We start from the raw sequence: 25,966 nt of genomic DNA on the forward strand, positions 1-25,966 counted from the left end.
GTGCCTCCGGGCGAGGCGTGGCCGAGGACCACAGTGGGTAGACCTGTGCCTGGCACCGAACGGCTCTCAACCACGGAGGCAGACATGGCCGACATGCACTCGACCGCCCGCCCGCGCACCAACGCCGCCCGCATCTGCACGATCCTGGCCTTCGTGTTCGCGGTCCTCGCGCTCCTGCTCAGCCCACTCGTCTTCGGCGTGATCGGGATCGTCCTGGGCATCGTCGGCGCCGTGCTGGGCGACAAGCCGCTCGGCTGGTACGCCGCCGCCGCCAACGTCGCCGCCATCATCCTCAGCCTGCTGATCGTCAGCGCGATCATCAACAACTGACCCCCGCTCCCCCGGCGGAGACCGGGCCCGCCGGCGTGCCGGCGGGCCCGTCGCCTGTGCGCCCCCTGCCGGACGGTCGCCTGAGCCCAGCCCTCGCCTGGCGACGATCGGCCACGGCCGCCGCGCGTCCGCGGCGGTGGCCCGGGGCCCGCTCGCGCCGAGTCACGCGACGGCCGGTGTCACTCCTCGCCGCCGCGCAGGCCCAGCAGGACCTCCTCCAGCTCGTCCGGCTTGACCAGCACGTCACGGGCCTTGGAGCCCTCCGACGGCCCGACGACCCCCCGGGTCTCCATGAGGTCCATCAGCCGCCCCGCCTTGGCGAAGCCGACCCGCAGCTTGCGCTGGAGCATCGAGGTCGAGCCGAACTGCGAGGTGACGACCAGCTCGACCGCCTGGACCAGCAGGTCGAGGTCGTCGCCGATCTCCTCGTCGATCTTCTTCTTGCCGGCGTCCGGCGCGACGAGCACGTCCGGGCGGAACTCCGGCTCGCGCTGGTCCTTGCAGAACTTCACCACGTCGGCGATCTCTCGCTCGGTCACCCAGGCGCCCTGGATGCGGATCGGCTTCGAGGCGCCCATCGGCAGGAACAGGCCGTCGCCGCGGCCCAGCAGCTTCTCCGCGCCCGGCTGGTCGAGGATGACCCGGGAGTCGGCGAGCGAGGAGGTGGCGAACGCCAGCCGCGACGGCACGTTGGCCTTGATCAGGCCGGTGACCACGTCGACCGACGGGCGCTGGGTGGCCAGCACCAGGTGGATGCCGGCCGCGCGGGCGAGCTGGGTGATCCGGACGACCGAGTCCTCCACGTCGCGGGGGGCGACCATCATCAGGTCCGCCAACTCGTCCACGATCACCAGCAGGTACGGGTACGGGCGCATCTCCCGCTCGCTGCCCGGCGGCGCCTTGATCTCGCCGTTGCGGACCTTGCGGTTGAAGTCGTCGATGTGCCGGACCCCGTTGGCGGCGAGGTCGTCGTAGCGCATGTCCATCTCGCGCACGACCCACTCCAGCGAGTCCGCCGCCTTCTTGGCGTTGGTCACGATGGGGGTGACCAGGTGCGGGATGCCCTCGTAGCCGGTCATCTCGACCCGCTTCGGGTCGATCAGCAGCAGCCGCACCTCGTCCGGGGTGGCCCGGGTGAGGATGGACACCAGCAGCGAGTTCAGGCAGGACGACTTGCCGGCGCCGGTCGCGCCGGCGATCAGGATGTGCGGCATCTTGGCGAGGTTGGCCACCACGTAGCCGCCCTCGATGTCCTTGCCGAGCGCCACCACCATCGGATGGTGGTCGCTGGTCGCGGCCCGCGAGCGCAGCACGTCGCCGAGCGCCACGTTCTCCGGATCGGTGTTCGGGATCTCCACCCCGACCGCGCTCTTGCCCGGAATCGGGCTGAGGATCCGCACGTCCGGCGACTTCACCGCGTACGCGATGTTGCGGGAGAGCTGGGTGATCCGCTCGACCTTGACGCCCGGGCCGAGTTCCACCTCGTAGCGGGTGACGGTCGGCCCGCGGGTGAAGCCGGTGACGGCGGCGTCCACGTTGAACTGCTCGAAGACGCCGGTGAGCGCGACGATCACCTCGTCGTTGGCCTTGCTCCGGGTCTTCGGGGCCGCGCCGCTGCCGAGTATGTTCGCCGGCGGCAACGTGTAGTCGCCCGACATCCCGGTCAGCGCGAGCTGCTCGGCCCGGGTCGGGGCGGGCGAGTGCTCCGGCGGCTCGGCCGGCTTGCGGCTGGCCGGGACCCGGCCCGGGGGCTTGCGGGGCAGCACGAGGGTGTCCTGAAGGTCCACCCCCTCGAGGTCCTCGTCGAACTCCTCCGGGTCGAGCGGCGGCGGGGCGGCCCGCTTCGCCGGGCGCCTACGGGGTGCCGGCTTGGCGGGCGCCTCGTCGGCCTCCTCCTCGCCGTCCGGCGGGGCGGTCCGGGTGCCGAACAGCAGACCGAGTCGCTCCGGGACCTTCATGATCGGGGTCGCGGTGACCACCAGCAGGCCGAAGACCAGCAGCAGGATCAGCAACGGCACGGCCACCCAGGCGGTGACCGCCCGCTCCATGAGGCTGCCGACGCCGGCGCCCATCAGGCCGCCGGCGAAGTCGCGCTGGCCGGCATCGGCCGGGGCCTGTCCGATGTGCAGCATCGCGGCGGTGGCGACCAGCATGGACGTCCAGCCGACCAGCCCACGGCCGCGATGCTCGGGGTCGACGGGCTCACGCATCAGCCGCCAGGCGCCGATCATCAGCAGCACCGGCACCACGACCGAGATCGCCCCGAGGAAGAGTCGGAAGGTGTCGGCCAGCCGCGCGCCCACCGGGCCGGCGCCGGAGAACCAGACGGCCACCGCGCTGAGCAGGGCGAGGCCGAACACCAGCAGGCCCGCACCGTCGCGGCGCTGCTCCGGGTCGAGCCCCCGGGCGGATCCAGCCTGCCGGAACGCCCAGCCGACGCCGTGCGCCATCCCCATCCACAGCGCGCGGGCCGCCTGCCCGACGATCATCCCCGGACCCGGCCGGGCCGCCGGCCGCCGCCGGGGCGCGGCACGGCCGGTCTTCTTCGCCGGCTGACGGGCACGACTGTTCGTGGTGCCACGCGGCGACGCGCCGCGCCGCCGGCTCGCCTGAGAGGTACGGCCCGCCATAGCATCAACCTAATGGCGTGACCCGGCAGATCGCCGCCTTTCCGGGTCGTGTCCGCGTGTCGCAGCGCGGGCCCCGCCGCGTCACGTGATATCTGCCTCAGAAGGGATGCCCCCATGGCGTCGCCGGGAACCGAGGACGGCCGGCACGGCCCCCTGGCCGGACACCCGGGGGCGCTGGAGCCGCTGACCGGCGAGCTGATCGCCGCCGTACTGCACAGCCGGGGATACCGCGTCGAAGTCGACGGCGACGGCGACCTGGTCGGCCGCTGGGCCGACAGCCTGATCTGGTTCCTGCGCCCCGGCGCCGCCGGGGAGCTGCTCCAGGTCCGCACCCTGACCGCGCCGACGTTCCCCATCGAGTACGTGCCGGCGCTGCACGCCTTCTGCAACGCGTGGAACCACGACCGGCTCTGGCCGAAGGCCTTCGTGCACGTCGAGGACGACGGGCGGGCCCGGGTCTGCGGCGAGGTCATCACCGATCTGGAACACGGCGTCACCGCGCACCAGCTCGACCAGCTGCTCGACTGCGGCATCGCCACCGGCTGCCAGCTCGCCACCGAGGTGGCCCGGCTGCCCGGCGGGGTGGTGACGTGACGGGTCAGGGCGGGGGTCTGGCCGGCCGCGGCCTCGACCCGTTCGGGCTGCCCGGCTGGTGGAGCGGGCTGCGGCGCGGGGGCCGGCAGCCCGACGCCGCGCTGGCCGGCGCGCTCGCCGACGCCCGCGACACCCCCGACGGCGAGGCCCGCAGCACCGAGCTGGAACGGATCGCGGCGCACGCCGACGCCACCGGCGACGACCGGACGGCGCTGGCGGCGCGGCTCGCGCTGATCGAGGCGTACCTCCTGCACGGGGAACGGTGGCGGCTGGTCGAGCCGCTGCGCCGCTGCCTCGCCACCGCCCAGCGCCGCCCCGAGCTGCTGGCGGGAGACCAGGCCGAGCTGCTGCGGCGCCACCGGCGGTACGCGGTCGAAGCTCTGCTCGGCTCGCCACGGGTCGGACTGGACCAGGCCCGCGCCATGCTGGACGATCTCGCCGCGCGCGCCGTCGACGATCCGGCGGTCCTCGCCGAGCTGCGCTGCCGCATCGCCGACCACCTCGGCGACGAGCCCACCGCCCGACGGTGGTACGACCGCTGGTCGACGGCCGAGCCGGGGCCGGTCGGCGGCTGCCCGGACTGCGCGGCGGCCCGACGGGCGGAACTGCTCGCCGGATGGGGCGAGCACCGGACCGCGCTGGCCGTCCTGCCGGACGACAGCGCCGGCAGCGCCGTCGACTGCACCGAGCAGCCGGAGCGGGCGCTGGCCGCCGGGCTGCTGTCCTGGCTGCGGGCCGGGGAGCCGGAACGGGCGGCCGAGGCCCACGTGCGGGCGTACCGGCGGCACCGGCGGGAGCGGGCCGCCTTCCCGCTGCTCGCCGCGCACCTGCGGTGGTGTGCGCTGGCCGGGCACCCCGCCCGGGGCCTCGACGTCCTCGCCGAGCAACTGCCCAGGCTGGACCGGCCGCACGACGACCTGTCGGCGATGGAGTTCGCCGCCGCCGGGGCGCTGGTCTGCGCCCGCGCCGTCCAGGCGGGGCTCGGCGGCCGGACGCTGCACCGCCCGGCGTACGGGGTGCGCCCGGCCGCCGACCTCGACGTGGCCACGCTGGGGGCCACCCTGCTCGGGGTGGCGACCGCGCTGGCCGGCAGCTTCGACGCCCGCAACGGCACCGGCCACCAGTCCGGCCGGATCGCGTCCTGGCTGGCCGAGCGGCCGACCGCCGCGCCGGTGCCCCTGCCGCCCGACGACGACCCCGACGACGTCGACGAGCCGGGCGAGGAGGCCCCGCCGCCGGATGACGAACCCCGCCCGCTGAGCCTGGCGATGGTCACCGCCGCCCTCGACCGACGCGGGGACCGCTACGAAGTGGACGACCGCGGCGCCGTGACGGGCCGGTGGGGCGAGGCGCTGATCCAGTTCCGGCGGGTCGGCGAGCGGGGCGAGATCCTCCAGGCCCGGTCCGTGGCGAGCCGCCGGCTGCCGGCCGACCGGCTGACGGAGGCGTACGCCTTCTGCAACGCCTGGAACCACGACCGGCTGCTGCCGAAGGCGTACGTGCACGAGCAGGACGGCGAACTGGTGCTGGCCGGTCACGTCGCCACGGACCTGGCGCACGGGGTGGCCCCGGCCCAGCTCGCGGTCCTGCTCGACGCGGCGGTGCAGACCGGTGTCGCGTACGCCGACGCGGTGGCCGCCCTGCCCTGACCGGGCGGCGGCCCACGGATGGTGTCCGAAACCCGCCGGACGATCTCCTCGCGCCCTGGTGGACTGGTGCTCATGACGACGACGCACCAGCAGCACGCCGCCCAGCTCCTGCGCTCCCTGCACCGCCCTGGCACACCGCTCGTCCTGCCCAACGCCTGGGACGTGGCCAGCGCCCGGATCGTGGCCGACTGCGGCGCGGCGGCCGTCGCCACGACCAGCGCCGGCGTCGCGTGGAGCCTGGGCGCTCCCGACGGCGACGAACTGGACCGGGAGCACGCCCTGGCGGTGGTGGCCCGCGTTGCCGCCGCCGTGACCGTCCCCGTCACGGCGGACATCGAGAGCGGGTACGCCGCCGACCCGGCCGGGGTGGCCCGCACCGTGGCCGGCGTGCTGGCCGCCGGCGCGGTCGGTGTGAACATCGAGGACGCCCCCGCGGCGGGGACGTCGGCGCTGCGGCCGGTCGACGAGCAGTGCGCCCGGATCCGGGCGGCCCGGGAGGCCGCCGACGAGGCGGGGGTGCGGCTCTTCGTCAACGCCCGCACCGACGTCTACCTGCGGGCGGTCGGCGACCCGGCGGACCGGTTGACGGAGACGCTGCGCCGGGCGGAGGCGTACCGGGCGGCGGGCGCGGACGGGATCTTCGTGCCGGGCGTCGGCGACGCCGAGACCATCGGCGCGCTGGTCGCCGGGATCGACGGGCCGGTCAACGTGCTCGCCGGGCCGGGTGGGCTGCCCGTCGCCACGCTGGCCGCGCTGGGGGTGGCCCGGGTCAGCCTCGGCTCGGCCGTCGCCGGCGCCGCGTACGGGCTGGTCCGGCGGGCCGCCGAGGAGGCGCTGCGCTCCGGGTCGTACGACTCGCTGGCCGGCGCGATCAGCTACGCCGAGCTGAACGCGCTGCTGGCCTGATCAGCGGAGGCCGGTCCGGTGCCCACGACGACGCCCGCCGGCACACGGGGTGCGGGCGGGCGTCATCGGTGCGGGTCAGACCTCGACGACGGTGGGGACGATCATGGGCCGACGCCGGTACGCGTCGTTCACCCACCGTCCCACGGTGCGCCGGACGATCTGCTGGAGCTGGTGCGGGTCGGTGATGCCGTCGGAGGCGGCCCGATTCAGGGCCTCGGTGACCAGCGGGATCACCGGGTTGAACGCCTCCGGGTCCTCGGAGAAGCCCTTCGCCGACAGGGTCGGGCCGGCCACCACCTTGCCGGTCACCGAGTCGACCACCACGGTGGTGGCGATGAACCCGCCGTCGCCGAGGATGCGGCGCTCGGTGAGCAGCGACTCGCTGACGTCGCCGACGGCGAGGCCGTCGACGTAGACGTAGCGGCTCTTCACGTGCCCGACCAGGCTGGCCCGGCCCTCGACGAGGTCGACGACGTCGCCGTCCTCGCAGAGCACCACCCGGTCGGGGGCGACGCCGGACTCGATGCCGAGCCGGGCGTGCGCGCGCAGGTGCCGCCACTCGCCGTGCACCGGCATCAGGTTGCTGGGACGGACCACGTTGAGCAGGTAGAGCAGCTCACCGGCGGGGGCGTGACCGGAGACGTGCACCTTGGCCACGTCCTTGTGCACCACGACGGCGCCGGCCCGGGCGAGCCGGTTGATCACCCGGTAGACCGAGGTCTCGTTGCCGGGCACCAGCGACGAGGCGAGCACCACCGTGTCGCCGGGGGCGATGGTGATGTGCCGGTGGTCGCCGCTGGCCATCCGGCCGAGGGCGCTCATCGGCTCGCCCTGCGAGCCGGTGGACATCAGCACGATCTGCTCGGGCGGCATGTTCGTCGCCTCTTCCAGCCCGACGACCAGCCCGGCCGGGATGTTGAGCAGCCCCAGGTCACGGGCGATGCCCATGTTGCGGACCATGGAACGGCCGATGAGGGCGACCTTGCGGCCGTGCTCGGCGGCGGAGTCGAAGACCTGCTGCACGCGGTGCACGTGCGAGGCGAACGACGCGACGATGATCCGCCCCTTGGCCTTCGCGAAGATCGAGTCGAGCACCGGCCCGATCTCCCGCTCGGGGGTGACGAAGCCGGGGATCTCCGCGTTGGTGGAGTCCGAGAGCAGCAGGTCCACGCCCTCGGCGCCGAGCCGGGCGAACCCGGCCAGGTCGGTGATCCGGCCGTCCAGCGGCAACTGGTCCATCTTGAAGTCGCCGGTGTGCAGCACCAGGCCGGCGGGCGTGCGGATGGCCACCGCGAGCGCGTCGGGGATCGAGTGGTTGACCGCGAAGAACTCGCACTCGAACGGGCCGAGCCGCTCCCGGCCCCCCTCCCGTACGGTCAGCGTGTAGGGCTGGATCCGCCGCTCGGCCAGCTTCGCCTCGACCAGGGCGAGGGTGAACTGGGAGCCGACCAGCGGGATGTCGGGCTTGTGCGCGAGCAGGTAGGGCACCGCGCCGATGTGGTCCTCGTGGCCGTGGGTCAGCACGATCGCCTGGACGTCGTCGAGCCGGTCCAGGATCGGACCGAAGTCGGGCAGGATCAGGTCGACCCCGGGCTGCTCCACGTCGGGGAAGAGCACCCCGCAGTCGACCACCAGCAGCTTGCCGTCGTACTCGAAGACGGTCATGTTGCGACCGATGGCACCGAGCCCGCCGAGCGGGATGATCCGCAGCCCACCCTCCGGCAGCGGCGGGGGCAGTTCCGTCTCGAAGTGCGCCTCGGTCACGCGTCCACCTCATTCTGCGACGCCGTCACTCGGCGTCCGTCGTGTCGTTCGGTCATTCGGGCAGTTCCAGGCCCGCCGCCGCGCTGTCGGCGCGGAGCTGGGCGATCTCGTCGTCGGTCGCGTCGACCAGCGGCGAACGCACCGGTCCGGCGGGCTTCCCGGCGGCCGCCAGGCCCGCCTTCACCAGGATCACGCCCTGGGTACGGAAGATGCCGGTGTACAGCGGCAGCAGCCGCCGGTGCAGGCTCAGCGCGGTGGCGGTGTCCCCCGCGTCGTACGCCTCGATCATCTGTCTGGTGAGCGCGCCGGTGAAGTGGGTCGAGGTGCCGACCACACCGACGCCGCCCACGGCCAGCGCGGGCAGGGTGAGTGAATCCTCGCCACTGTAGAAGGCGAGGTTCGTCCGGCTGGTGACCCAACTCGTGGCGGTCAGGTCGCCCTTGGCGTCCTTCACCGCGACGATCCGGCCGTGCTCGGCCAGGCGCACCATCGTCTCGGTGGCGATCGGCACGCCCGCCCGGTGCGGGATGTCGTAGAGCATCACCGGCAGGCCGGTGGCGTCCGCGACGGCGGTGAAGTGCCGCAGCAGGCCGCTCTGCGGCGGCCTGTTGTAGTAGGGGGTGACCACGAGCAGGCCGTGGGCGCCCGCCTTCTCGGCGGCCGTGCAGAGCTCGATGGTGTGCCGGGTGTCGTTGGTGCCGACCCCGGCCACGACCTTGGCGCGCTCACCGACGGCCTCCACCACGGCCCGGATCAGCTGTTCCTTCTCCGCGTCGGTGGTGGTCGGCGACTCGCCGGTGGTGCCGTTGACCACCAGCGCGTCGTTGCCCTGCTCGTCCACCAGGTAGCTGGCGAGCTGCGCGGCGCCGTCGAGGTCGAGCGACCCGTCGGCGGTGAACGGGGTCACCATGGCCGTGAGCACTCGCCCGAAGGGGCGGGACACCGCCCGGGCGGGCGTGTCAGGGTGGTCGTGCGTCATGCCACCAACCTAGCGGACGACCACCGGCGCCCCGTCGGGGAAGCCCTCAGGACTCACTCGGCGTGCGGGCTGGCCGCGACCTCGGTGCCGTCGGTCAGGGTCGAGATGGCGAAGTCGGCGAAGACGTTCGGGGCGACCCGTTGGAGCTGCCGCAGACACTCCACCGCCAGCTCACGGATCTCCACGTCGGCGTGCTCCGTCGCGCGCATGGCGATGAAGTGCCGCCAGGCCCGGTAGTTGCCGGTCACCACGATGCGGGTCTCGGTGGCGTTGGGCAGGACGGCACGGGCCGCCTGGCGGGCCTGCTTGCGCCGCAGCGTGGCGTTCTCCACGTCGGCGAAGCGCCGCTCCAGCCCCTCCAGCAACTCGTTGTACGCGCGCACGCTCGCCTCGGCGGCCGCCACGAACTTCTTGTGCAGCTCCGGGTCGTCGGCGATCACCGAGGGCTCGACCATGGCGGCGTCACGCTCGGGCACGTACCGCTGGGAGAGCTGGGAGTACGAGAAGTGCCGGTGCCGGATCAGCTCGTGGGTGAAGGAGCGCGACACCCCGCTGAAGTAGAAGCTGACCGAGCCGTGCTCCAGCACGCTCAGGTGGCCGACCTCCAGGATGTGCGCGAGATAGCCCGCGTTGGTGGCGGTGGCCGGGTTCGGCTTCTTCCAGCTCTGGTAGCAGGCCCGGCCGGCGAACTCCGCGAGCGCCTGGCCGCCCTCGGCGTCGGTCGACCACGGCACCTCGTCGGGTGCCTCGAAGTGGGTCCACGCGACGAGCTTGACCTGGGGCTGCACCATCTCCGGCATTCCTGGGACTGTAGCGGCCCGGCGGTCGCGGGAGAACGTTGGGCTCACGGGCCGAACGGTCGTTGAGCTGCGACTTCTGGCCGTGCGCGGGTTCATCTGGTCGGCGGGTGTCCAAGATCTCGGTGCAGCTCGCACCCCGCCGCCCTCGCCGTCCGGATACCGGCGGGCGGGCGCCACCGGCCGGCATGCGGCGGGCGGACGCCACCAGCCGGCATGCGGCCCGGTGTCGCTGTCGAGCTGCCCCGTGCATGAGGGCAACCACGATCCAGCGCCCCGGACCGGCGGCGCCACCTGGCTCGGGTCCCGACGGGGCAGCTCGAGACCCGGCAAACCACCACTGGCAACGCCCGCGGTCCGCACACGGGGCAGCTCGACACCCGGCAAGCCCACCCACACCACCCGCGGTCCCACACACGGGGCAGCTCGACAGCGGCGGAGCTGGCGACCCGCGCGGCGGGGGACCACGGCCGCGAGACGCGGTGCTCGACCGACTCGCTCGGCATCTCGACGTGGCGGCCGTCCGGGGCCGCAGGCGGAGGCGCCGAACCGCCGGAGGGGTCAGACCGGCCGGCGGGGTCAGACCGGCCGGCGGGGTCAGACGTAGAGGGAGGTGAAGGGTGCCCAGGGCAGGTTGCGCAGGATCGAGAAGGCCAGCCAGGCGGCCAGGAAGACGCCGATCGCCCGGGAGCTGATCCGCAGCTCGGGCAGCCGCCAGCCGAACGCCTGCCGGCCCGCCCAGGCGACGAAGAGGTAAGCCAGGAAGGGCAGCGCGAAGACGAAGAGAAAGTGGTGCCGGGCGGCGGCGGGCAGGTCGGCGTGCAGCACGTACCAGAGCGCGCGGGTGCCGCCACAGCCCGGACAGTCCAGCCCGGTGGTCAGCTTGAGCAGGCAGGTCGGCGCGGCGTCCGGCGCCGAGCGGGTGGGATCGCTGATCAGCGCGTAGCCGATGCCGGCGGCGACGCAGCCGAGCGCGGCCAACGGCACGGCCCAGCGCGGTGAGCGCTCGTAGAGGCGGACGACGAACCGGGTGAGCCGATCCGGCTCGGCCACCGGGTAGGGCGGACCCGGATAGGGCGGACCCGGATGGGGCGCCCCGGGGTGGGACGACTCCAGATGGGGCGACCCGGGGTGGGACGCAGCCTGGTCCGTGGGCCATCCGCCGGCCGGTGCTGCCGGACCCGCCTGGGGTGGGGCGTCGAGCCCGCCCCTCGGATGCGGCGGGGAGGCCGGTCCGTCAACGCTCGTCACGTCGCTCACCGTACACCGGCCACGCCCGCCAGCGCGGCGGCCAGCGGGACGGCCAGGTCACCGGCGGCGGGCGGCGCCACCGCGTCCAGCCCCAGCCAGCCGGCGAGGCGGTGCAGCTCGGCGGCGAGCGCCAACGCGGTCTCCCCCCGGTCGACGCCGGGCTCGCCCCACGCGGCCGGCACCAGCAGCACGCCCGCCTTCCGGTCGGCCTTGAGGTCGACCCGGGCGGTGAACCGCTCACCCTGGAGGAAGGGCAGCACGTAGTAGCCGTGCACCCGCTGCGGCGCCGGCACGTAGATCTCGATGCGGTAGCTGAAGTCGAAGAGCCGCTCGGTGCGGGCCCGCTCCCAGACCAGCGGGTCGAACGGGCTGACCAGGGTGTTGCCGCGCACCCAGCGGGGCAGTCGCGCCCCGGCGTGCAACCAGGCGGGCCGTCGCCAGCCCTGCACGGCGACCGGCAGCAGCTCACCCGCCTCGACCAGTTCGGCGATGGCCTGCCGGGCACCAGCCACCGGCAGCCGGAAGTAGTCGCGCAGTTCCGGCTCGGCGGCCACCCCGAGCGAGCGCGCGGCGATGCCCACCAGCGCGCGGTGGGCCTCCGCGTCGGTCGGCGTGGGCGCGTCGAGCACCGCGGCCGGCAGCACCCGCTCCGGCAGGTCGTAGCGGCGGGCGAACGACGTGGTGCGGTCGGCGGCCGTCACCTCGCCCGCCCAGAACAGGAACTCCAGCGCCCGCTTCACCGCCGACCAGTTCCACCCCCAGTTGCCGGTCTCCCGGGGCGCGTCGTGCTCGATGTCGGCGGCCGTGAGCGGCCCCCGGGCGGCCACCTCGTCGCGGACCCAGGCGACCAGGCCGGGCTGTTCCTCGACGATGCGCCGCATCCCGCCCCAGGCCTCCGAGCGCGCCCGGGCCATCCGCCAGCGCAGCGCGGGGTGTAGACCGACGGGCACCAGCGACGCCTCGTGCCCCCAGTATTCGAACAGCTCCCGGGGGCGGCGGTAGGCGGCGACGTCGAGCAGCGACGTCGGGTAGGGCCCGAGGCGGCTGTAGAGCGGCAGGTAGTGCGCCCGTTGCAGCACGTTGACCGAGTCCATCTGGATCAGCCCGACCCGGTCGAGCACCCGACGCAGGTGCCGGCGGGTGGGCGCCCCGGTGGGCGCGGGGTCGGCGAAGCCCTGGGCGGCGAGCGCCACCCGGCGGGCCTGGGCGAGCGAGAGCGATTCCGGTGCGGCCATCGTCGGGGACCCTAATCCAGACGTACGACACCGGTGCGGACGCTGGACCGATCACCCGTCGGGGCATAGAACGGACGCATGCTCACGATCCGCCGCGAGGAGCCCGACGACGCCGAGGCGGTCGCCCGGGTGCACATCCACGGCTGGCAGGCCGGCTATGCCGGGATCATGCCCGAGGAGGTGCTGCGGCGGCTCAACGTCACGGCCTGGGCCCAGCGCCGCCGCGACCTCGGCACCGCCGACCCGGAGCACCCGTTCACCACCCTGCTCGCCGAGGTCGACGGGGCGCTGGCCGGGTTCACCACGTTCGGCCCGTACCGCAACGACCAGGACCGGGGCGACCTCGACGCCGCGCACGGCGAGGTGCTGGCGATGTACGTCGAGCCGACCCGTTGGGGCGACGGCACGGCGCGGGCGCTGTTGGCCGCCGCACGGGCCGGGCTGGTCGCGCGGGGCTGGTCGGACTACCGGCTCTGGGTGCTGGAGGCCAACCACCGGGCCCGCCGGTTCTACGCGCGGGCCGGGCTGTCACCGGACGGTGAACGCTCGACCTATCCGGTTCCGTTGGCCGGTGGCCGCCCCCCGGTCGGGCTGGTCGAGCTGCGGTACGCCGGGCGCCTCGACGGCTGACCCGGCCGGCACCGCCCAGCGGCGGCTGACCGGACCGGCGTCGCCCCGGCGGTGGCTGACCCGGCCGGCGTCGCCCCGGCGACGGATGGGCAGGAACGCCAGCAGCGCCAGACTGATCCAGACGTAGGTGTTGCTGCCGAGGAAGCCGTCGAGCCCGGTGAAGTCCTTCTCCCAGGCCCAGACGATCCGGCTGATCAGGAAGCCGTACCCGACGATCGCGGCGCCCAGCAGGACGCGGCGCCGACGGCTGTCGACGGGCGCGGCCATTGCGTTGTCCACCAGCAGGATCAGCGCGGGCAGCAGCCAGACCAGGTGGTGCACCCAGGTGACCGGGCTGACCAGGCACATCACCGCGCCGGTCAGCGCGAGGCCGGTCGCCTCGTCGCCGGCGGCCACGGCCGCGCGGGAACGCCAGCCCCACAGCGCCAGGGTGGCGAGCACCAGCGCCAGCCAGGCCAGGGTGCTCGGGTGTTCCGGATTCAGCCGGGCGACCACGCCGCGCAGCGACTGGTTGGAGACGAACGCCAGTTCACCCACGCGGCCGGTGTTCCACAGCGCCTCGGTCCAGAACTCCCGCGAGGCGTCGGGGAAGAGCGCGGCGGCCAGCAGCGTCGTGCCGGCCGCGGCGGCCATCGAGGTGACCGCGGCCCGCCGGCGGCCGGTGACCAGCAGATAGACGATGAAGATGCCCGGGGTCAGCTTGATCGCGGTGGCCAGTCCGATGCCCACGCCGGCCCACCGGCTGCCCGCCGGCAGCAGCCGGAGCAGGTCGATCGCGACCAGGAAGAGCAGCAGCATGTTGACCTGGCCGAAGTTGACCGTCTCGCGCATCGGTTCGTAGGCGGCGGCCAGGCAGAGCGCCACGGCGAGGGCGAACCAGCGGGTCCAGCCCGACCGGCGGGAGATCGGGTCGACCAGCCACCAGAACAGCACGACGGTGACCACCACGCTGGCGGCCACGCTGACCGCGATCGCCGCCGACCACGGCAGGTAGGCCATCGGCAGCATGACCAGCGCGGCGAACGGCGGGTAGGTGAAGCCGTACTGGGTGCCGGGCTTCAGGAAGTCGTAGATCTCCCCGCCGTCGTGCACCCACCAGGTCAGCGCGCCGTAGTAGACCTTGAGGTCGAAGAAGCCGTGCCGGACGGCCGCGACGGAGAGGAAGGCGGTCACCGCGACGGCCAGCGCGACGACGGCGACGACCTGCCGGATCGTCCGTCGGGGACCCTGCGCCACCATCGCCTCCATCGCCCTGCGTAGGCTTGCGTCCCATGGCTCTCGGGTACGTCCGCCCGGCGCGTCCGGAAGACGCCGGCGAGATCGCACGCATCCAACTCGCGACCTGGCGGGTCGCCTACCGCCGGATCCTGCCCCGGCACGTGCTCGACAACCTGGACGAGGCGTGGCTCGCCCGGCGGTGGAGCGCTGCCGTGCAGGAGCCGCCCTCCGGCGCCCATCGGGTGCTGGTCGCCGTCGAACAGGCCGAGCAATCGTATCTGGTGGGGTTCGCCGCCTCCGGTCCGGCCGACGCCGAGGCACTCGCGCCGGGCGAGCCGGCGGAGGTCCTCGGGCCGGACGTCGCCGCCGTGACGGACCTGCTCGTGGAGCCGCGCTGGGGCCGGCGGGGGCACGGCAGCCGACTGCTCGCCGCGACCGTCGACCTGTGGCGCGCCGACGGGTTCACCCGCGCGCTGGCGTGGGCCTTCGACGGCGACGCGGCGACCCGCAAGTTCCTCACCAGCACCGGCTGGGAGCCCGACGGCGCGGCCCGCGCGCTGGACGTGGAGGACATGCTCGTCGGGCAGGTGCGCCTGCACGTGGCGGTGCCGGTGGACGCGGACCCGGCGGACGCGACGCCCGCCGAGGCGACCCTGCCGGACCTGCCGCCGGGTGGGTCGCCGCCGTCGCCGGCGACCTCCGGGGACTGACCGGGCCGGGTGTCACGGGCCCGCAGCGCACCGGGCCGGGCGTTGCGGGGGCGGTCGCACCTACCCGTGCCTCCCGACCCGACGGTGCCGGCGTTCCGCCGGACACCGTCAGGGGCGTCGCCTACGGTGACCCCATGGTCGCGGTGACGGCGTCCACGACAGGGAGGCACCACATGTTCACGGACACGATGGCGTGGAGCAGTTTCGCGGTGGACGACCCCGGGCGGGCCGAGCGGTTCTACAACGACACGCTGGGTCTGCGGGTGTCGCGGGACGACGCCATGGGCGGCCTGCTGACGCTGCACCTCGCCGGTGGCCGGGACGTCATGGTCTATCCGAAGGCAGACCACACCCCGGCGGCCTACACGGTGCTCAACTTCCCTGTCGACGACGTCGACCGGGCCGTCGACGAGCTGACGGCGCGCGGGGTCCGGTTCGCGCGTTACCCCGGGATGCCCCAGGACGAGCGGGGCGTCATGCGCGGCAACGGGCCGACCATCGCGTGGTTCACCGACCCGGCCGGCAACATCCTGTCGGTGATCGAGGAAGACTGACCCGTCAGGCGCGCGGCGGGCCCTGGGTGGGCGCAAGGAGTTCGACGACCACCTCGTCGTCCTCCATCGCCCCGGTGGGCACGAAGCCGAGGCTCGTGTAGAGGCGGGCGGCCTGGGCGTTGTCGGGGTGGTAGGAGAGCCGGACGGGGTGGCCGCCGTCCTGGCCGCCCAGCCACCCGGCCAGGGTGCGCACGGCCGCCCGGCCGACGCCGCGGTCCTGCTCGGCCGCGTCGATCACCATGCCACCGATCCAGCGGGAACCGTCGTCGTCGACGCCCCACATCAGGTGCCCCGCGACGGTCTCGTCCGCGTACACCGCCAGCGAGGTCCACACGTCGGAGCGCATGGTCAGCAGCAGGTAGCGGGCGGCCAGCGCCGCGACCCACCTGCGCTGCTCGTCGCGCGGCGCGACGTCGGCCACCGCCCGCCAGTTGTCGTCGTCGACCGGGCGCAGGGTGACCCGGCGTCCGGCGCGGTCGGCGAGTCCAGAATCGATCACCCGGGCAGCCTAGGGCCGCCTGGGTGCCGCCGCGACGGGTTTGCCCGTCAGTCGAGCAGGGCGTCCAGGCCGACGGTCAGGCCGGGCCGGGTGCGGACCGCGCGGACGGCCAGCAGCACGCCGGGCATGAACGAGACCCGGTCGTACGAGTCGTGCCGGATGGTCAACGTCTCCCCCAGGGTGCCGAAGAGCACCTCCTGGTGGGCGACGAGACCGGTGGCGCGCACGGCGTGCACGCGCACCCCGTCGATGTCGGCACCCCGGGCGCCCGCTACCTCGTCCTTCGTGGCATCCGGCGCCGGGCCGAGCCCCGCCTCGGCGCGGGCCGCCGCGACCAGCCGCGCGGTGTGCGTGGCGGTGCCGCTGGGGGCGTCCAGCTTGCGGGGGTGGTGCTGCTCGACGATCTCGACCGACTCGAAGTGCCGGGCGGCGCGGGCGGCGAACTGCATCATCAGCACCGCGCCGATGCCGAAGTTGGGGGCGATCACCACGCCCACCTCGGGCTTGTGGGCCAGCCAGCCGCGCACCCGCTCCAGCCGCTGCTCGGTGAAGCCGGTGGTGCCGACGACGGCGTTGATGCCCTGGTCGATGCACCAGTGCAGGTGGTCCATGACGACGTCCGGGGTGGTGAAGTCGACGACCACCTCGGCCCCGGCGTCGGACGCGGCGAAGAGGCCGTCGCCCTGGTCGACCATGGCCACGAGTTCCATGTCGGCGGCGGCGTCCACGGCCCGGCACACCTCGACGCCCATGCGCCCCCGGGCGCCCAGCACGCCGACCCGGATCAGCTCGTCCGGGCTCTTCTCCTGCTCGTCAGTCACGGGGCACAACCTATCCCAATCGGGACGCGCGCATCCGAGCGGACCGTCAGCCGCCGGGAGACACCCTTCGTGCCAACCGCCAGCCGCCGGCACCCGCCCACCCGGACCGACCGTCAGCCGCCGGTACGCACCATCCGGGCCGACCGGTGCCCGGCAGGAGTGCGGGACGGGTCAGCGGGTGGCGAAGTCGCCCGCGCCGAACGGGCCGACCACGGCCAGCGACATCGGCCGGCTCAGCAGCTCGGCGGCCAGGGTGTTGACGTCGGCCACGGTGACCGCGTCGACCCGGCCGAGCAGCTCGTCGACCGGCATCAGGTGGCCGTAGAGCAGCTCGCCCTTGGCCAGCCGGCTCATCCGCGAGCCCGTGTCCTCCAGGCCCAGCACGAACGAGCCCTTGCTCATCCCCTTGCCGCGGGCCACCTCGGCCTCGGTCAGGCCGTCGGCGGCCACCCGGGCCAGCTCCGCCCGGGTCAGCTCCAGCACCTCGTCGACCTTGCCCGGGGCGCAGCCGGCGTAGACGGCGAAGAGGCCGCTGTCGGCGTACTGGCTGGCGTAGGAGTAGACCGAGTAGGCGAGGCCCCGCCGCTCGCGGATCTCCTGGAACAGCCGGCTCGACATGCCGCCGCCGAGGATGTTGTTGAGCACGCCCAGGGCGAAGCGCCGCTCGTCGAGCCGGTCGATGCCGGGGCAGCCGAGGATGACGTGCGCCTGCTCGGTCTCCTTCGGCTCCACCAGGGTGGTGGCGGGCTTGGTGCGTACGGCCGGGGTGGCCGACCGGTGCGGGGCGGGCGTCGCCGGGTCGGTGTCCAGCGGGGTGCCGCGCAGCGCCTGGCGGACCAGCTTGACCACCGTGGCGTGGTCGAGGTTGCCGGCGGCGGCGACGACGATCCGCGGCGGGGTGTAGTGGCGGCGGTAGAAGCCCTGGATCTGCCGCCGGGTCATCGGCGTGACGGTCTCCTCGGTGCCGGAGATCAGCCGGCCCAGCGGGTGGTCGCCGTAGGCGGCCCGGGCGAAGAGGTCGTGCACCTCGTCGCCGGGCTCGTCGTCGTGCATGGCGATCTCCTCGAGGATCACGCCCCGCTCGGTCTCCACGTCGGCCGGCTCCAGCAGCGAGTCGGCGACCGCGTCGCACATGACGTCGATGGCCAGCGGCAGGTCCTCGTCCAGCACGCGGGCGTAGTAGCAGGTGTATTCCTTGGTGGTGAAGGCGTTGGTCTCGCCGCCCACCGCCTCGATCTCCGCGGAGATCTCCAGCGCGCTGCGCTTGTTGGTGCCCTTGAAGAGCAGGTGCTCCAGGAAGTGCGCCGCGCCGGCCTGCGGCCCGGTCTCGTCCCGGGAGCCGACCGCGACCCAGACGCCGAACGAGACGCTGCGCATCGCCGGGATCGCCTCGGTGAGCACGCGCAGCCCGCTGGGCAGCACGGTACGGCGTACCGTGCCGCCCAGCGGGTCGTCGCTGATGGTGCGGGTCACCGCCCGGACGGCGCCGCCGGAGCGGGCCGCCCCGGTATTCCCGTGGGAGGCCCCTGCGGGGCCCGGAACGGACGCCACCCCCCGTCGATCCGGCGGAAACGGCACGCTGACGGCCCGGCTCACGTGTTGCTCCCAGATCGACGAGGGGTGGGTGATGCGATGGTGCGAAGGGTCAGCTGCGTCGGGTGCGGCGGCGCGGACGCTCGCCGCCCTCGCCACCCTCGCCGCCACCCTCGCCGCGCTCGCCGCCACCCGGGCCACGACCGCCCCGGTCGCCGCCACGCTCACGGTCGCCCCGGTCGCGCGGGCCCCGGTCGTCCCGGTCCCGGCCGGCCGGCCGCTCGCCACCGGCGGCCTCGCCGGCGGCCGGCGCCTCGGCGCCCTCCGGGCGGACCTTGTCCAGGTAGATCTTGCCGCGGGCGTCGATGTCCGCGATCTCGACCTCGACCCGGTCGCCGACGTTGAGGAAGTCCTCGACCCGCTCGACCCGCTTGCCGTCGCCCACCTTGGAGATGTGCAGCAGGCCGTCGCGGCCCGGCAGCAGCGAGACGAACGCGCCGAACGCGGCGGTCTTGACCACCGTGCCGAGGAACCGCTCCCCGGCCTTCGGCAGGGTCGGGTTGGCGATGCCGTTGATCCGGTCCACCGCCGCCTGGGCCGACGGGCCGTTGGTGGCGCCGACGTAGATCGTGCCGTCGTCCTCGATGGAGATCTCGGCGCCGGTCTCGTCCTGGATCGCGTTGATGGTCTGCCCCTTCGGGCCGATGACCATGCCGATCTTGTCGACCGGGATCTTGACGGTGGTGACCCGCGGGGCGTACTCCGACATCTCGGCCGGGCTCTCGATCGCCGCCTGCATCACGCCGAGGATGGTCTGCCGGGCCTCGTACGCCTGCTGCAGCGCGGCGGCCAGCACGTCCGACGGGATGCCGTTGAGCTTGGTGTCGAGCTGGAGCGCGGTGACGAACTCCGGCGTGCCGGCGACCTTGAAGTCCATGTCACCGAACGCGTCCTCGGCACCGAGGATGTCGGTCAGCGTCACGTACTGGGTCTTGCCGTCGACCTCGTCGGAGATGAGGCCCATGGCGATGCCGGCCACCGGCGCCTTCAGCGGCACACCGGCGGAGAGCAGGCCCAGCGTCGAGGCGCAGACCGAGCCCATCGAGGTGGAGCCGTTGGAGCCGAGCGCCTCGGAGACCTGCCGGATGGCGTACGGGAACTCCTCGCGCGACGGCAGCACCGGGATCAGCGCCCGCTCGGCGAGTGCGCCGTGGCCGATCTCGCGCCGCTTCGGCGAGCCGACCCGGCCGGTCTCACCGGTCGAGTACGGCGGGAAGTTGTAGTTGTGCATGTAGCGCTTGCGGTTCTCCGGGGACAGCGTGTCCACCATCTGCTCCATGCGGAGCATGTTCAGCGTGGTGACGCCCAGGATCTGGGTCTCGCCACGCTCGAACAGCGCCGAACCGTGCACCCGGGGCAGCACGCCGACCTCGGCGGTCAGCGGGCGGATGTCACGCGGGCCGCGGCCGTCGATGCGGACCTGCTCGCGCAGCACCCGGTTGCGCACCTCGGACTTGGTGAGCGACCGGAAGGCGGCGCTGAGCTCCTTCTCCCGGCCCTCGAAGCGACCGCCGAGCTCCTCGGCGACCTTGGCCTTGATCCGGTCGAGGGCCTCCTCGCGGTCGGCCTTGCCGGCGATCTGGAGAGCCTCGGTGACCTCGGCGCGGGCCACGTCGGCCACCGCCGCGTAGACGTCGTCCTGATAGTCCAGGAAGACCGGGAACTCCGTGACCGGCTTGGCGGCCACCTCGGCCAGCTCGGCCTGCGCGCGGCACAGCTCGCGGATCGCCGGCTTCGCGGCCTCCAGGCCGCTGGCCACGATCTCCTCGGTCGGCGCGGTCGCGCCGCCCGCGATCAGGGTCACGGCGTTCGGCGTCGCCTCGGCCTCGACCATCATGATCGCGACGTCGCCGTCCGGCAGCGAGCGGCCGGCCACGACCATGTCGAAGGTGGCCCGGGCCAGCTCCTCCAGCGTCGGGAAGGCGACCCACTGGCCGTCGACGTGCGCGACCCGGGTCGCCCCGATCGGGCCGGAGAACGGCAGGCCGGAGAGCTTGGTCGACATCGAGGCGGCGTTGATCGCCACGACGTCGTAGGGGTGCTGCGGGTCGAGCGCGAGGATGGTCTCCACGACCTGGACCTCGTTGCGCAGGCCCTTGACGAACGACGGGCGCAGCGGGCGGTCGATCAGCCGGCAGGTGAGGATCGCGTCCTCGCTGGGGCGGCCCTCGCGGCGGAAGAACGAGCCGGGGATACGGCCCGCGGCGTACATCCGCTCCTCGACGTCGACGGTCAGCGGGAAGAAGTCGAACTGCTCCTTCGGCTGCTTGCCGGCGGTGGTGGCGGACAGGACGACCGTCTCGCCGAGCTGGGCGACGACGGAGCCGGCGGCCTGACGGGCCAGCCGGCCGGTGGAGAAGGTGATCTCACGGGTGCCGAAGGACCCGTTGTCGATCACGGCGGTGCGGGATTCGGTGCCGAGGTTGGTCTCGGTCATGGTGCTGTCGTGCTCCTTCGCATCGGGGGCCCACGACGCGGGGAGCTGCTCAGACGGCCGGTCTTCGATCGAAGCGCCCGGGTGGCCGGCGCGATGCCGGGGTGCCCGGGGGCCACTACCGGAGACCGGTACGCTGACCGGCTCCCTTTTCGGGTGGTCGCGCGGCCCGGTTTTCGTGTGGTGGCGGAGCGGGGGAGCGACCCGGTCGGGCCACTCCCCCGTCACGTCACCGGCGCAGACCGAGCCGCTCGATGAGCGACCGGTAGCGGTTGATGTCCTTCTTCTGGACGTAGTTGAGCAGCCGCCGGCGACGGCCGACCAGCAGCAGCAGCCCACGGCGGCTGTGGTGGTCGTGCTTGTGCACCTTGAGGTGCTCGGTCAGCTCGGCGATCCGCTTGGTGAGGACAGCGACCTGCACCTCCGGCGAACCGGTGTCGCCCTCGGCGGTCGCGTACTCCGCGCGGATCTTGGCCTTGGCTTCCTGGTCGAGCGCCATGTTCTCCCTGTTTCGTGGGTTGTTCGATGATGTCCGTCGGCTCGGTCAGTGGACCGGAAACGGACCGGTACCTCGCACCCGCGGCGTCGTGCAGGCACGCGAGGCCCCACGTCGGTCAGCCGACGTCCCCGCCAGACTACCAGCCCGGCCGGGCCGCGGCCTGTCAAGGGCCGCGACGCGGTCAGTCGAGGGCCGCGACGCGGTCAGTCGAGGGCCGCGACGCGGTCAGTCGAGGGCGCGCCGGGTCCGTTCGACGTCCTGCCCCATCTGGGCGATCAGCGGCTCGATCGCGTCGTAGCGGACCTGCCCGCGCAGGTGCGCCACGAAGTCCAGCGCCAGCCGCTCGCCGTACAGGTCGCCGGTGAAGTCGAGCACGTACGCCTCCACCCGCCGCTCCCGCCCGGAGAACGTCGGGTTGGTGCCCACCGACACCGCCGCCGCCAGGGGCTCGGGGTGGCCCCGGCGCACCAGCCGGGCGGCGTAGACGCCGTCGGCGGGGATCGCCGCGTACCGGTGGCAGAGCAGGTTGGCGGTGGGGAAACCCAGCTCGCGGCCCCGCTGGTCGCCGCGGACCACCACGCCCTCCACCCGGTGCGGGCGGCCGAGCGCGGCGGCGGCGGCCGTCACGTCCCCGGCGTCGACGCAGGAGCGGATGTACGTGGAGGAGTAGACCGTGCCCGCCTCGGCGACCAGCGGGGGCGCCTCCACGGCGAAGCCGAAGGTGCGCCCGAGCCGCTCCAGCAGCGCCACGTCACCGGCGGCCTTGTGCCCGAAGCGGAAGTTCTCCCCCACCACCACCAGGGCGGCGTGCAGGTGCTCGACCAGGATGTCGTGCACGAACGCCTCGGCGGGCAGCCGGGAGAACTCCGGGGTGAACGGCACCACGCAGAGCACGTCCACCCCGAGCGCCTCGATCAGCTCCGCCTTGCGGGCGGTCTCGGTGAGCACCGCCGGGTGCGAGCCGGGGCGCACCACCTCGGCCGGGTGCGGGTCGAAGGTGACCACCACCGACTGCACGCCCAGCTCGCGCGCCCGGGAAACGGCGTGCCCGATGGTCGCCTGGTGCCCCTTGTGCACGCCGTCGAAGACGCCAATGGTGACGACCGACCGCCCCCAGCCACCGGGCGTCGCGTCGTACCCCCGCCACCGCTGCATGCCGCTCCTCCCCTGCCTCTGCGGCGGCCCGCGCCGACCGCCGCTCCTTCGCCCCCGTCAGGCGGGGGCGAGCACGATCTCCGCGCGGGCCCGGCCGTCCCGCTCGCTGACGATAGCGATCAACCCGCCGTCGGGGCCGAAGACCGCGTAGGGGCCGGCGATCCCCGCCGGGTCGAGCGGCCCGCCGTGGGAGAGCACCTTCGCCTCGTCGGCGCCGGCGTCGCGGCGCGGGAAGAACCGGTCGGCCGCCGCGGCCAGCGGCAGGTTCACCACCTCGGGGGCGCGCTGCTCCAGCTCGTCGAGGGTGGCGGCCTCCGCGAGGGCGAAGTTCCCGACGGCGGTACGGCGCAGCGCCGTCAGGTGCCCGCCCACCCCGAGCGCCAGGCCCGCGTCCCGGGCGATCGCCCGGATGTACGTCCCGGAGGAGCAGGTCACGTCGATGTCCACGTCCACGACGTCCGGCGCGTCGCGGCGCACCGCCAGCAGCTCCAGCCGGGACACGGTGACCCGGCGGGCGGGCAGCTCGACGCTCTCCCCATCGCGTACCCGCTTGTACGCCCGCTGCCCGTCGACCTTGATGGCGCTGACCGCGCTCGGCACCTGGTCGATCTCCCCGGTCAGCACGGCGAGCGCGGACCGGATCGCCTCGTCGGTGACCTGCCCGGCCGGGGTGGTGGCGAGCACGTCGCCCTCGGCGTCGTCGGTGACGGTGGCCTGGCCGAGCCGGACGGTGGCGGCGTAGCTCTTGTGCGCGCCGATCACGTAGGTGAGCAGGCGGGTGGCCCGCCCGACCCCGATCACCAGGACGCCGGTCGCCATCGGGTCGAGGGTGCCGCCGTGCCCCACCCGGCGGGTCCGCGCCAACCGGCGGATGCGCGCCACCACGTCGTGCGACGTCATGCCGCCGGGCTTGTCGACCACGATCAGACCGTCTGTGCTCACGACACCCAAGCCTGCCAGACGGGGCCGGAGCGCCCGCCGCCACCGTGCGTCCTGCGCCGCACCGGAGTCGCGTTCCGCCCGCGCGGCGGCGGGAGTCCACCTCCGATGGTCGGCCGATGCGCCGTCAGCCACTCGGGCGGGACTACGGCGGGCGGGGTACGCGGGACCACGTTCCGGGCGACCGGATGCGAAGATCATGCGCCCTCGCCGGACCGCGCACCCAAGGACACGACGATGACCAGTCACCAGCCGGTGGACGAGCCGTCCCCGCCGGGCCGGCCGGCCCCCGACGACGAACCGGTACGGGTCCCGCAGTGGCTGCGCCAGCCCGAACAGACGCATCCCGTCGGCGGGCTGGCACGACTGCGCCTGTTCTGGCAGGACCACACCCGGGCGGTCTCCGCCGTGGTCGGCGCCGGGCTGGTCCTCGTCCTCCTGCTGGGCGTGGGGTGGCTCGACCTGTGGCGGCGGGCGGGGGAGGCGCCGCGCAGCTACCCGACGACCAGCCCGCCGCCGGGCGTCTCCGCCCTGACCGACGCGAGGCCGGCGCCGCCGGCCGACATCTTCGCGGGCACCCCGGCGGCAGCCTTCGCCGAGGGGGCGGCCGGGATCACGCTGCCGCCCGCCCGGCGGACGGGCGTGTTCAGCGCCGCCGAGGTGACGGCGGCCCTCGCCGACGTCCGCGCGGCGATGCTGCTCGCCCGGCTGGACCGCAAGTTCATGGCCGGCGACGAGCTGGACCGGTTCGTGGGGATGTTCGCCCCGGACACCCGGTCGGAGATGCGGGCGGACTTCCGCGACGGCTCCTTCGCCTCCTACGCCACGCGGCTGGCTCCGGGTGCCCGGCTGACCGACGACCAGCCCCGGGTCAAGGGGCGGGTCACCTACCGGGCGACCCGGGACAGCGAAGGCATCCGGGTGCTGGAGGTCACCACCAACTTCGTCTGGGCGTACGCGTTCCGCACCCGCGACCTGACTCCGGGCGCCGGAGTGGTGGTCGTCCACGACACCGTGCGTTGGCACGTGCCGCATCCCGACGACGTCGAGCAGGGATCCGTCGGGCTCTGGCTCCTCGAGGCCGACTCGTACGCCTCGAACATGGACTGCGTGTCGTTCGACAAGGGTCTGCTGGGGCTCGGCGCCCCGGATCTGGGCCTGCCGGTCGAGACGGAGGACCCGGACGCGATGTTCGACCCCGATCGTTCGCTGGACGTCGAAGACACCTGCTGAGCCGGATCGGGGCGCCGGACGGCGCCGAGGCTCACCGCACGGCGCCGACCACGGCCCAGGCCCCCGAGCGCAGCCGCAGCAGCAGGGCGGCCAGCCGGATCACCACGAACAGCGTGAGCCCCGCCCAGATGCCGCCGAGGCCGAGGCCGAGCCCGTACGCCACCCAGATGGCCGGCAGGAAGCCGCCGAGCGCGGCCACGATCGTGAGGTTGCGCAGGTAGCGGACGTCCCCGGCACCGATCAGCACGCCGTCGAGGGCGAACACCACACCGGCCAGCGGCTGCATCGCCACGAACCACGGCCAGGCGAGCATGGCCTGGTCGCGTACCTGCGGATCGGAGCTGAACCAGCCGGGCACCACGCCGGCGCCGGCGGCGATGAGCACGGCGAACGCCACGCCGCAGACACCGCCGAGCAGCCCGATCCGGCGTGCCAGATCCCGTGCGGCGGCGTCCTCGCCGGCGCCGAGGGCGGCGCCGACCAGCGACTGGGCGGCGATGGCGAGCGCGTCGAGCACCATGGCGGTGAAGAACCACAGTTGCAGGGCGATCTGGTGCGCGCCCACGGCGGCGGCCCCGAAGCGGGCGGCGACGGCGGTGGCGGAGAGGAAGCTGGCCTGGAACGCGACGCCCCGGATCAGCAGGTCGCGGCTCAGCGCCAACTGCTGCCCGATGAGCCGGGGCCGGGGCCGCAGCGACACCCGTTCGGCGATCAACGCCCCGGCGAAGAGCGCCCCGCAGATGGTCTGGGCGACCACGTTGGCCACGGCGGAGCCGACCAGGCCCAGCCCGACCGGGTAGACCAGCAGCGGGCAGAGCACGGCGGAGAGCAGGTTCGGCCCGAGCACGTACACGAGCGGGCGGCGCATGTCCTGCACGCCACGCAGCCAGCCGTTGCCGGCGGCGGCGAGCAGCAGGCCGGGCGCGCCGAGCGCCGCGACCCGCAGCCACTGCGCGGCGGCGTCGGCCACCTCGCCGGGGCCGCCGGCGAGGGTACGCGCCAGCGCCCCGCCACCGACCTGCATGCCGAGCGCGACCAGCACCCCCACCCCGAGGGCGAGCCACGACGACTGGACGCCCTCGGCGACGGCGGACGCCCTGTCACCCGCCCCGAAGCGGCGGGCCGAGCGCCCCGTGGTGCCGTACGCGACGACGGCGCCGAGCCAGGCGATGAGCGTCAGCACCGTCCCGCCGACGGCGAGGGCGGCCAGCGGCACCCGACCGAGATGCCCGACCACCGCCGTGTCCACGAGCACGTAGAGCGGTTCGGCGGCCAGCACCACCAGCGCCGGCAGGGCCAGCGCGGCGATCCGGCGGGGCGCGGCGGCCCTGGGTCCGAGGACGACGGATTGGCTCATCGCCGCCGATCCTGGCACGGCCGAAGTAAGGGCCGCAAGCTGGCCGATCGCTTACCTAACGCCAGCCCGTCCAGGTCCAGCGTTCTCGACCGGGTCAGCGGACAGCGGGCGGAGATTCCACCCGGCCGGCGGGTGGGCAGCAGGTGACGGGCGGGGGGGGGGGGGGGGGGGGGCGGGGGGGGGGGGGGG

At 74.1% G+C, this 25,966-nt stretch carries 22 protein-coding genes and 1 pseudogene; 8 read left to right on the plus strand and 15 right to left on the minus strand.

The genetic code is table 11. The features are described 5' to 3' along the window. The first annotated feature begins 84 nt into the window (after window positions 1-84). Window positions 85-330 (plus strand): hypothetical protein, encoded by a 246-nt coding sequence (locus tag KBX06_RS11240; protein ID WP_210834406.1) that lies wholly within the window; start codon window positions 85-87, stop codon window positions 328-330. A gap of 179 nt (window positions 331-509) precedes the next feature. On the opposite strand, the gene KBX06_RS11245 is transcribed toward KBX06_RS11240, so the two are convergent. Beyond that, window positions 510-2,960 carry a DNA translocase FtsK gene (locus KBX06_RS11245; protein ID WP_210834407.1) on the minus strand — a complete coding sequence of 817 codons (2,451 nt, stop codon included), beginning with the start codon at window positions 2,958-2,960 and terminating at the stop codon, window positions 510-512. A gap of 114 nt (window positions 2,961-3,074) precedes the next feature. Here KBX06_RS11245 and KBX06_RS11250 point away from each other — a divergent pair, with 114 nt between their 5' ends. From KBX06_RS11250 to KBX06_RS11260, 3 genes are all read left to right on the plus strand, one after another. Then, window positions 3,075-3,554 (plus strand): YbjN domain-containing protein, encoded by a 480-nt coding sequence (locus KBX06_RS11250; protein ID WP_210834408.1) that lies wholly within the window; start codon window positions 3,075-3,077, stop codon window positions 3,552-3,554. Next, a complete protein-coding gene (locus tag KBX06_RS11255) occupies window positions 3,551-5,203 on the plus strand; it encodes a YbjN domain-containing protein (protein WP_307854581.1) in 1,653 nt (550 codons plus the stop codon). The genes KBX06_RS11250 and KBX06_RS11255 overlap by 4 nt, the downstream gene beginning before the upstream one ends. 72 nt (window positions 5,204-5,275) lie before the next feature. Then, window positions 5,276-6,109, plus strand: coding sequence for an isocitrate lyase/phosphoenolpyruvate mutase family protein (locus KBX06_RS11260; protein WP_210834409.1), 834 nt, complete (start codon window positions 5,276-5,278; stop codon window positions 6,107-6,109). 75 nt (window positions 6,110-6,184) lie between these two features. On the opposite strand, the gene KBX06_RS11265 is transcribed toward KBX06_RS11260, so the two are convergent. From KBX06_RS11265 to KBX06_RS11285, 5 genes are all read right to left on the minus strand, one after another. Then, complete coding sequence (locus KBX06_RS11265; RefSeq protein WP_210834410.1) at window positions 6,185-7,873, minus strand: ribonuclease J; 1,689 nt, start codon at window positions 7,871-7,873, stop codon at window positions 6,185-6,187. 52 nt (window positions 7,874-7,925) lie between these two features. Next, entirely contained in the window at window positions 7,926-8,852 is a 927-nt protein-coding gene (dapA, locus tag KBX06_RS11270; protein ID WP_210834411.1) for a 4-hydroxy-tetrahydrodipicolinate synthase, read from the minus strand. Between the two features lie 53 nt (window positions 8,853-8,905). Continuing rightward, on the minus strand, window positions 8,906-9,643 hold the full coding sequence (thyX, locus tag KBX06_RS11275) for an FAD-dependent thymidylate synthase (protein WP_210834439.1): 738 nt from the start codon (window positions 9,641-9,643) through the stop codon (window positions 8,906-8,908). A 603-nt stretch (window positions 9,644-10,246) separates the two neighbouring features. Further along, window positions 10,247-10,909, minus strand: a complete 663-nt coding sequence (locus tag KBX06_RS11280) for a DUF2752 domain-containing protein (RefSeq protein ID WP_374225614.1) — start codon at window positions 10,907-10,909, stop codon at window positions 10,247-10,249. Continuing rightward, a complete protein-coding gene (locus KBX06_RS11285; RefSeq protein WP_210834412.1) occupies window positions 10,906-12,135 on the minus strand; it encodes a winged helix-turn-helix domain-containing protein in 1,230 nt (409 codons plus the stop codon). The genes KBX06_RS11280 and KBX06_RS11285 overlap by 4 nt, the downstream gene beginning before the upstream one ends. A gap of 78 nt (window positions 12,136-12,213) precedes the next feature. Here KBX06_RS11285 and KBX06_RS11290 point away from each other — a divergent pair, with 78 nt between their 5' ends. After that, complete coding sequence (locus tag KBX06_RS11290) at window positions 12,214-12,765, plus strand: GNAT family N-acetyltransferase (RefSeq protein WP_210834413.1); 552 nt, start codon at window positions 12,214-12,216, stop codon at window positions 12,763-12,765. Here KBX06_RS11290 and KBX06_RS11295 read toward each other — a convergent pair. After that, entirely contained in the window at window positions 12,664-14,001 is a 1,338-nt protein-coding gene (locus tag KBX06_RS11295; RefSeq protein ID WP_210834414.1) for a glycosyltransferase 87 family protein, read from the minus strand. The two genes, KBX06_RS11290 and KBX06_RS11295, sit on opposite strands and share 102 nt — an antisense overlap. Window positions 14,002-14,036: 35 nt before the next feature. Here KBX06_RS11295 and KBX06_RS11300 point away from each other — a divergent pair. Beyond that, window positions 14,037-14,624, plus strand: a pseudogene (locus KBX06_RS11300) (N-acetyltransferase family protein); the annotation flags it as partial. A 242-nt stretch (window positions 14,625-14,866) separates the two neighbouring features. After that, entirely contained in the window at window positions 14,867-15,247 is a 381-nt protein-coding gene (locus tag KBX06_RS11305; protein ID WP_210834415.1) for a VOC family protein, read from the plus strand. A gap of 4 nt (window positions 15,248-15,251) precedes the next feature. Here KBX06_RS11305 and KBX06_RS11310 read toward each other — a convergent pair whose 3' ends face one another. The 7 genes from KBX06_RS11310 to truB form a co-directional block, all read right to left on the minus strand. Next, window positions 15,252-15,746, minus strand: a complete 495-nt coding sequence (locus KBX06_RS11310; protein ID WP_210834416.1) for a GNAT family N-acetyltransferase — start codon at window positions 15,744-15,746, stop codon at window positions 15,252-15,254. A 47-nt stretch (window positions 15,747-15,793) separates the two neighbouring features. Further along, complete coding sequence (gene dapB / locus KBX06_RS11315) at window positions 15,794-16,567, minus strand: 4-hydroxy-tetrahydrodipicolinate reductase (RefSeq protein WP_210834417.1); 774 nt, start codon at window positions 16,565-16,567, stop codon at window positions 15,794-15,796. A gap of 171 nt (window positions 16,568-16,738) precedes the next feature. Beyond that, window positions 16,739-18,163, minus strand: a complete 1,425-nt coding sequence (locus KBX06_RS11320) for a pitrilysin family protein (protein WP_210834418.1) — start codon at window positions 18,161-18,163, stop codon at window positions 16,739-16,741. A 49-nt stretch (window positions 18,164-18,212) separates the two neighbouring features. Beyond that, window positions 18,213-20,597 (minus strand): polyribonucleotide nucleotidyltransferase, encoded by a 2,385-nt coding sequence (locus KBX06_RS11325; protein WP_210834419.1) that lies wholly within the window; start codon window positions 20,595-20,597, stop codon window positions 18,213-18,215. A 226-nt stretch (window positions 20,598-20,823) separates the two neighbouring features. Continuing rightward, window positions 20,824-21,093, minus strand: coding sequence for a 30S ribosomal protein S15 (gene rpsO, locus KBX06_RS11330; RefSeq protein ID WP_043962418.1), 270 nt, complete (start codon window positions 21,091-21,093; stop codon window positions 20,824-20,826). A 225-nt stretch (window positions 21,094-21,318) separates the two neighbouring features. Next, window positions 21,319-22,248 (minus strand): bifunctional riboflavin kinase/FAD synthetase, encoded by a 930-nt coding sequence (locus tag KBX06_RS11335; RefSeq protein WP_210834420.1) that lies wholly within the window; start codon window positions 22,246-22,248, stop codon window positions 21,319-21,321. Window positions 22,249-22,305: 57 nt separating this feature from the next. Beyond that, entirely contained in the window at window positions 22,306-23,190 is an 885-nt protein-coding gene (gene truB, locus KBX06_RS11340) for a tRNA pseudouridine(55) synthase TruB (protein ID WP_307854587.1), read from the minus strand. A 234-nt stretch (window positions 23,191-23,424) separates the two neighbouring features. Between truB and KBX06_RS11345 the strand changes: the two genes are divergently transcribed. Beyond that, on the plus strand, window positions 23,425-24,420 hold the full coding sequence (locus KBX06_RS11345) for a hypothetical protein (protein ID WP_210834422.1): 996 nt from the start codon (window positions 23,425-23,427) through the stop codon (window positions 24,418-24,420). Window positions 24,421-24,451: 31 nt separating this feature from the next. Here KBX06_RS11345 and KBX06_RS11350 read toward each other — a convergent pair whose 3' ends face one another. After that, complete coding sequence (locus KBX06_RS11350; protein ID WP_210834423.1) at window positions 24,452-25,777, minus strand: MATE family efflux transporter; 1,326 nt, start codon at window positions 25,775-25,777, stop codon at window positions 24,452-24,454. Window positions 25,778-25,966 lie beyond the last annotated feature (189 nt).

The organism is Micromonospora sp. C31 (assembly GCF_018070575.1).
Lineage (GTDB): Bacteria > Actinomycetota > Actinomycetes > Mycobacteriales > Micromonosporaceae > Micromonospora.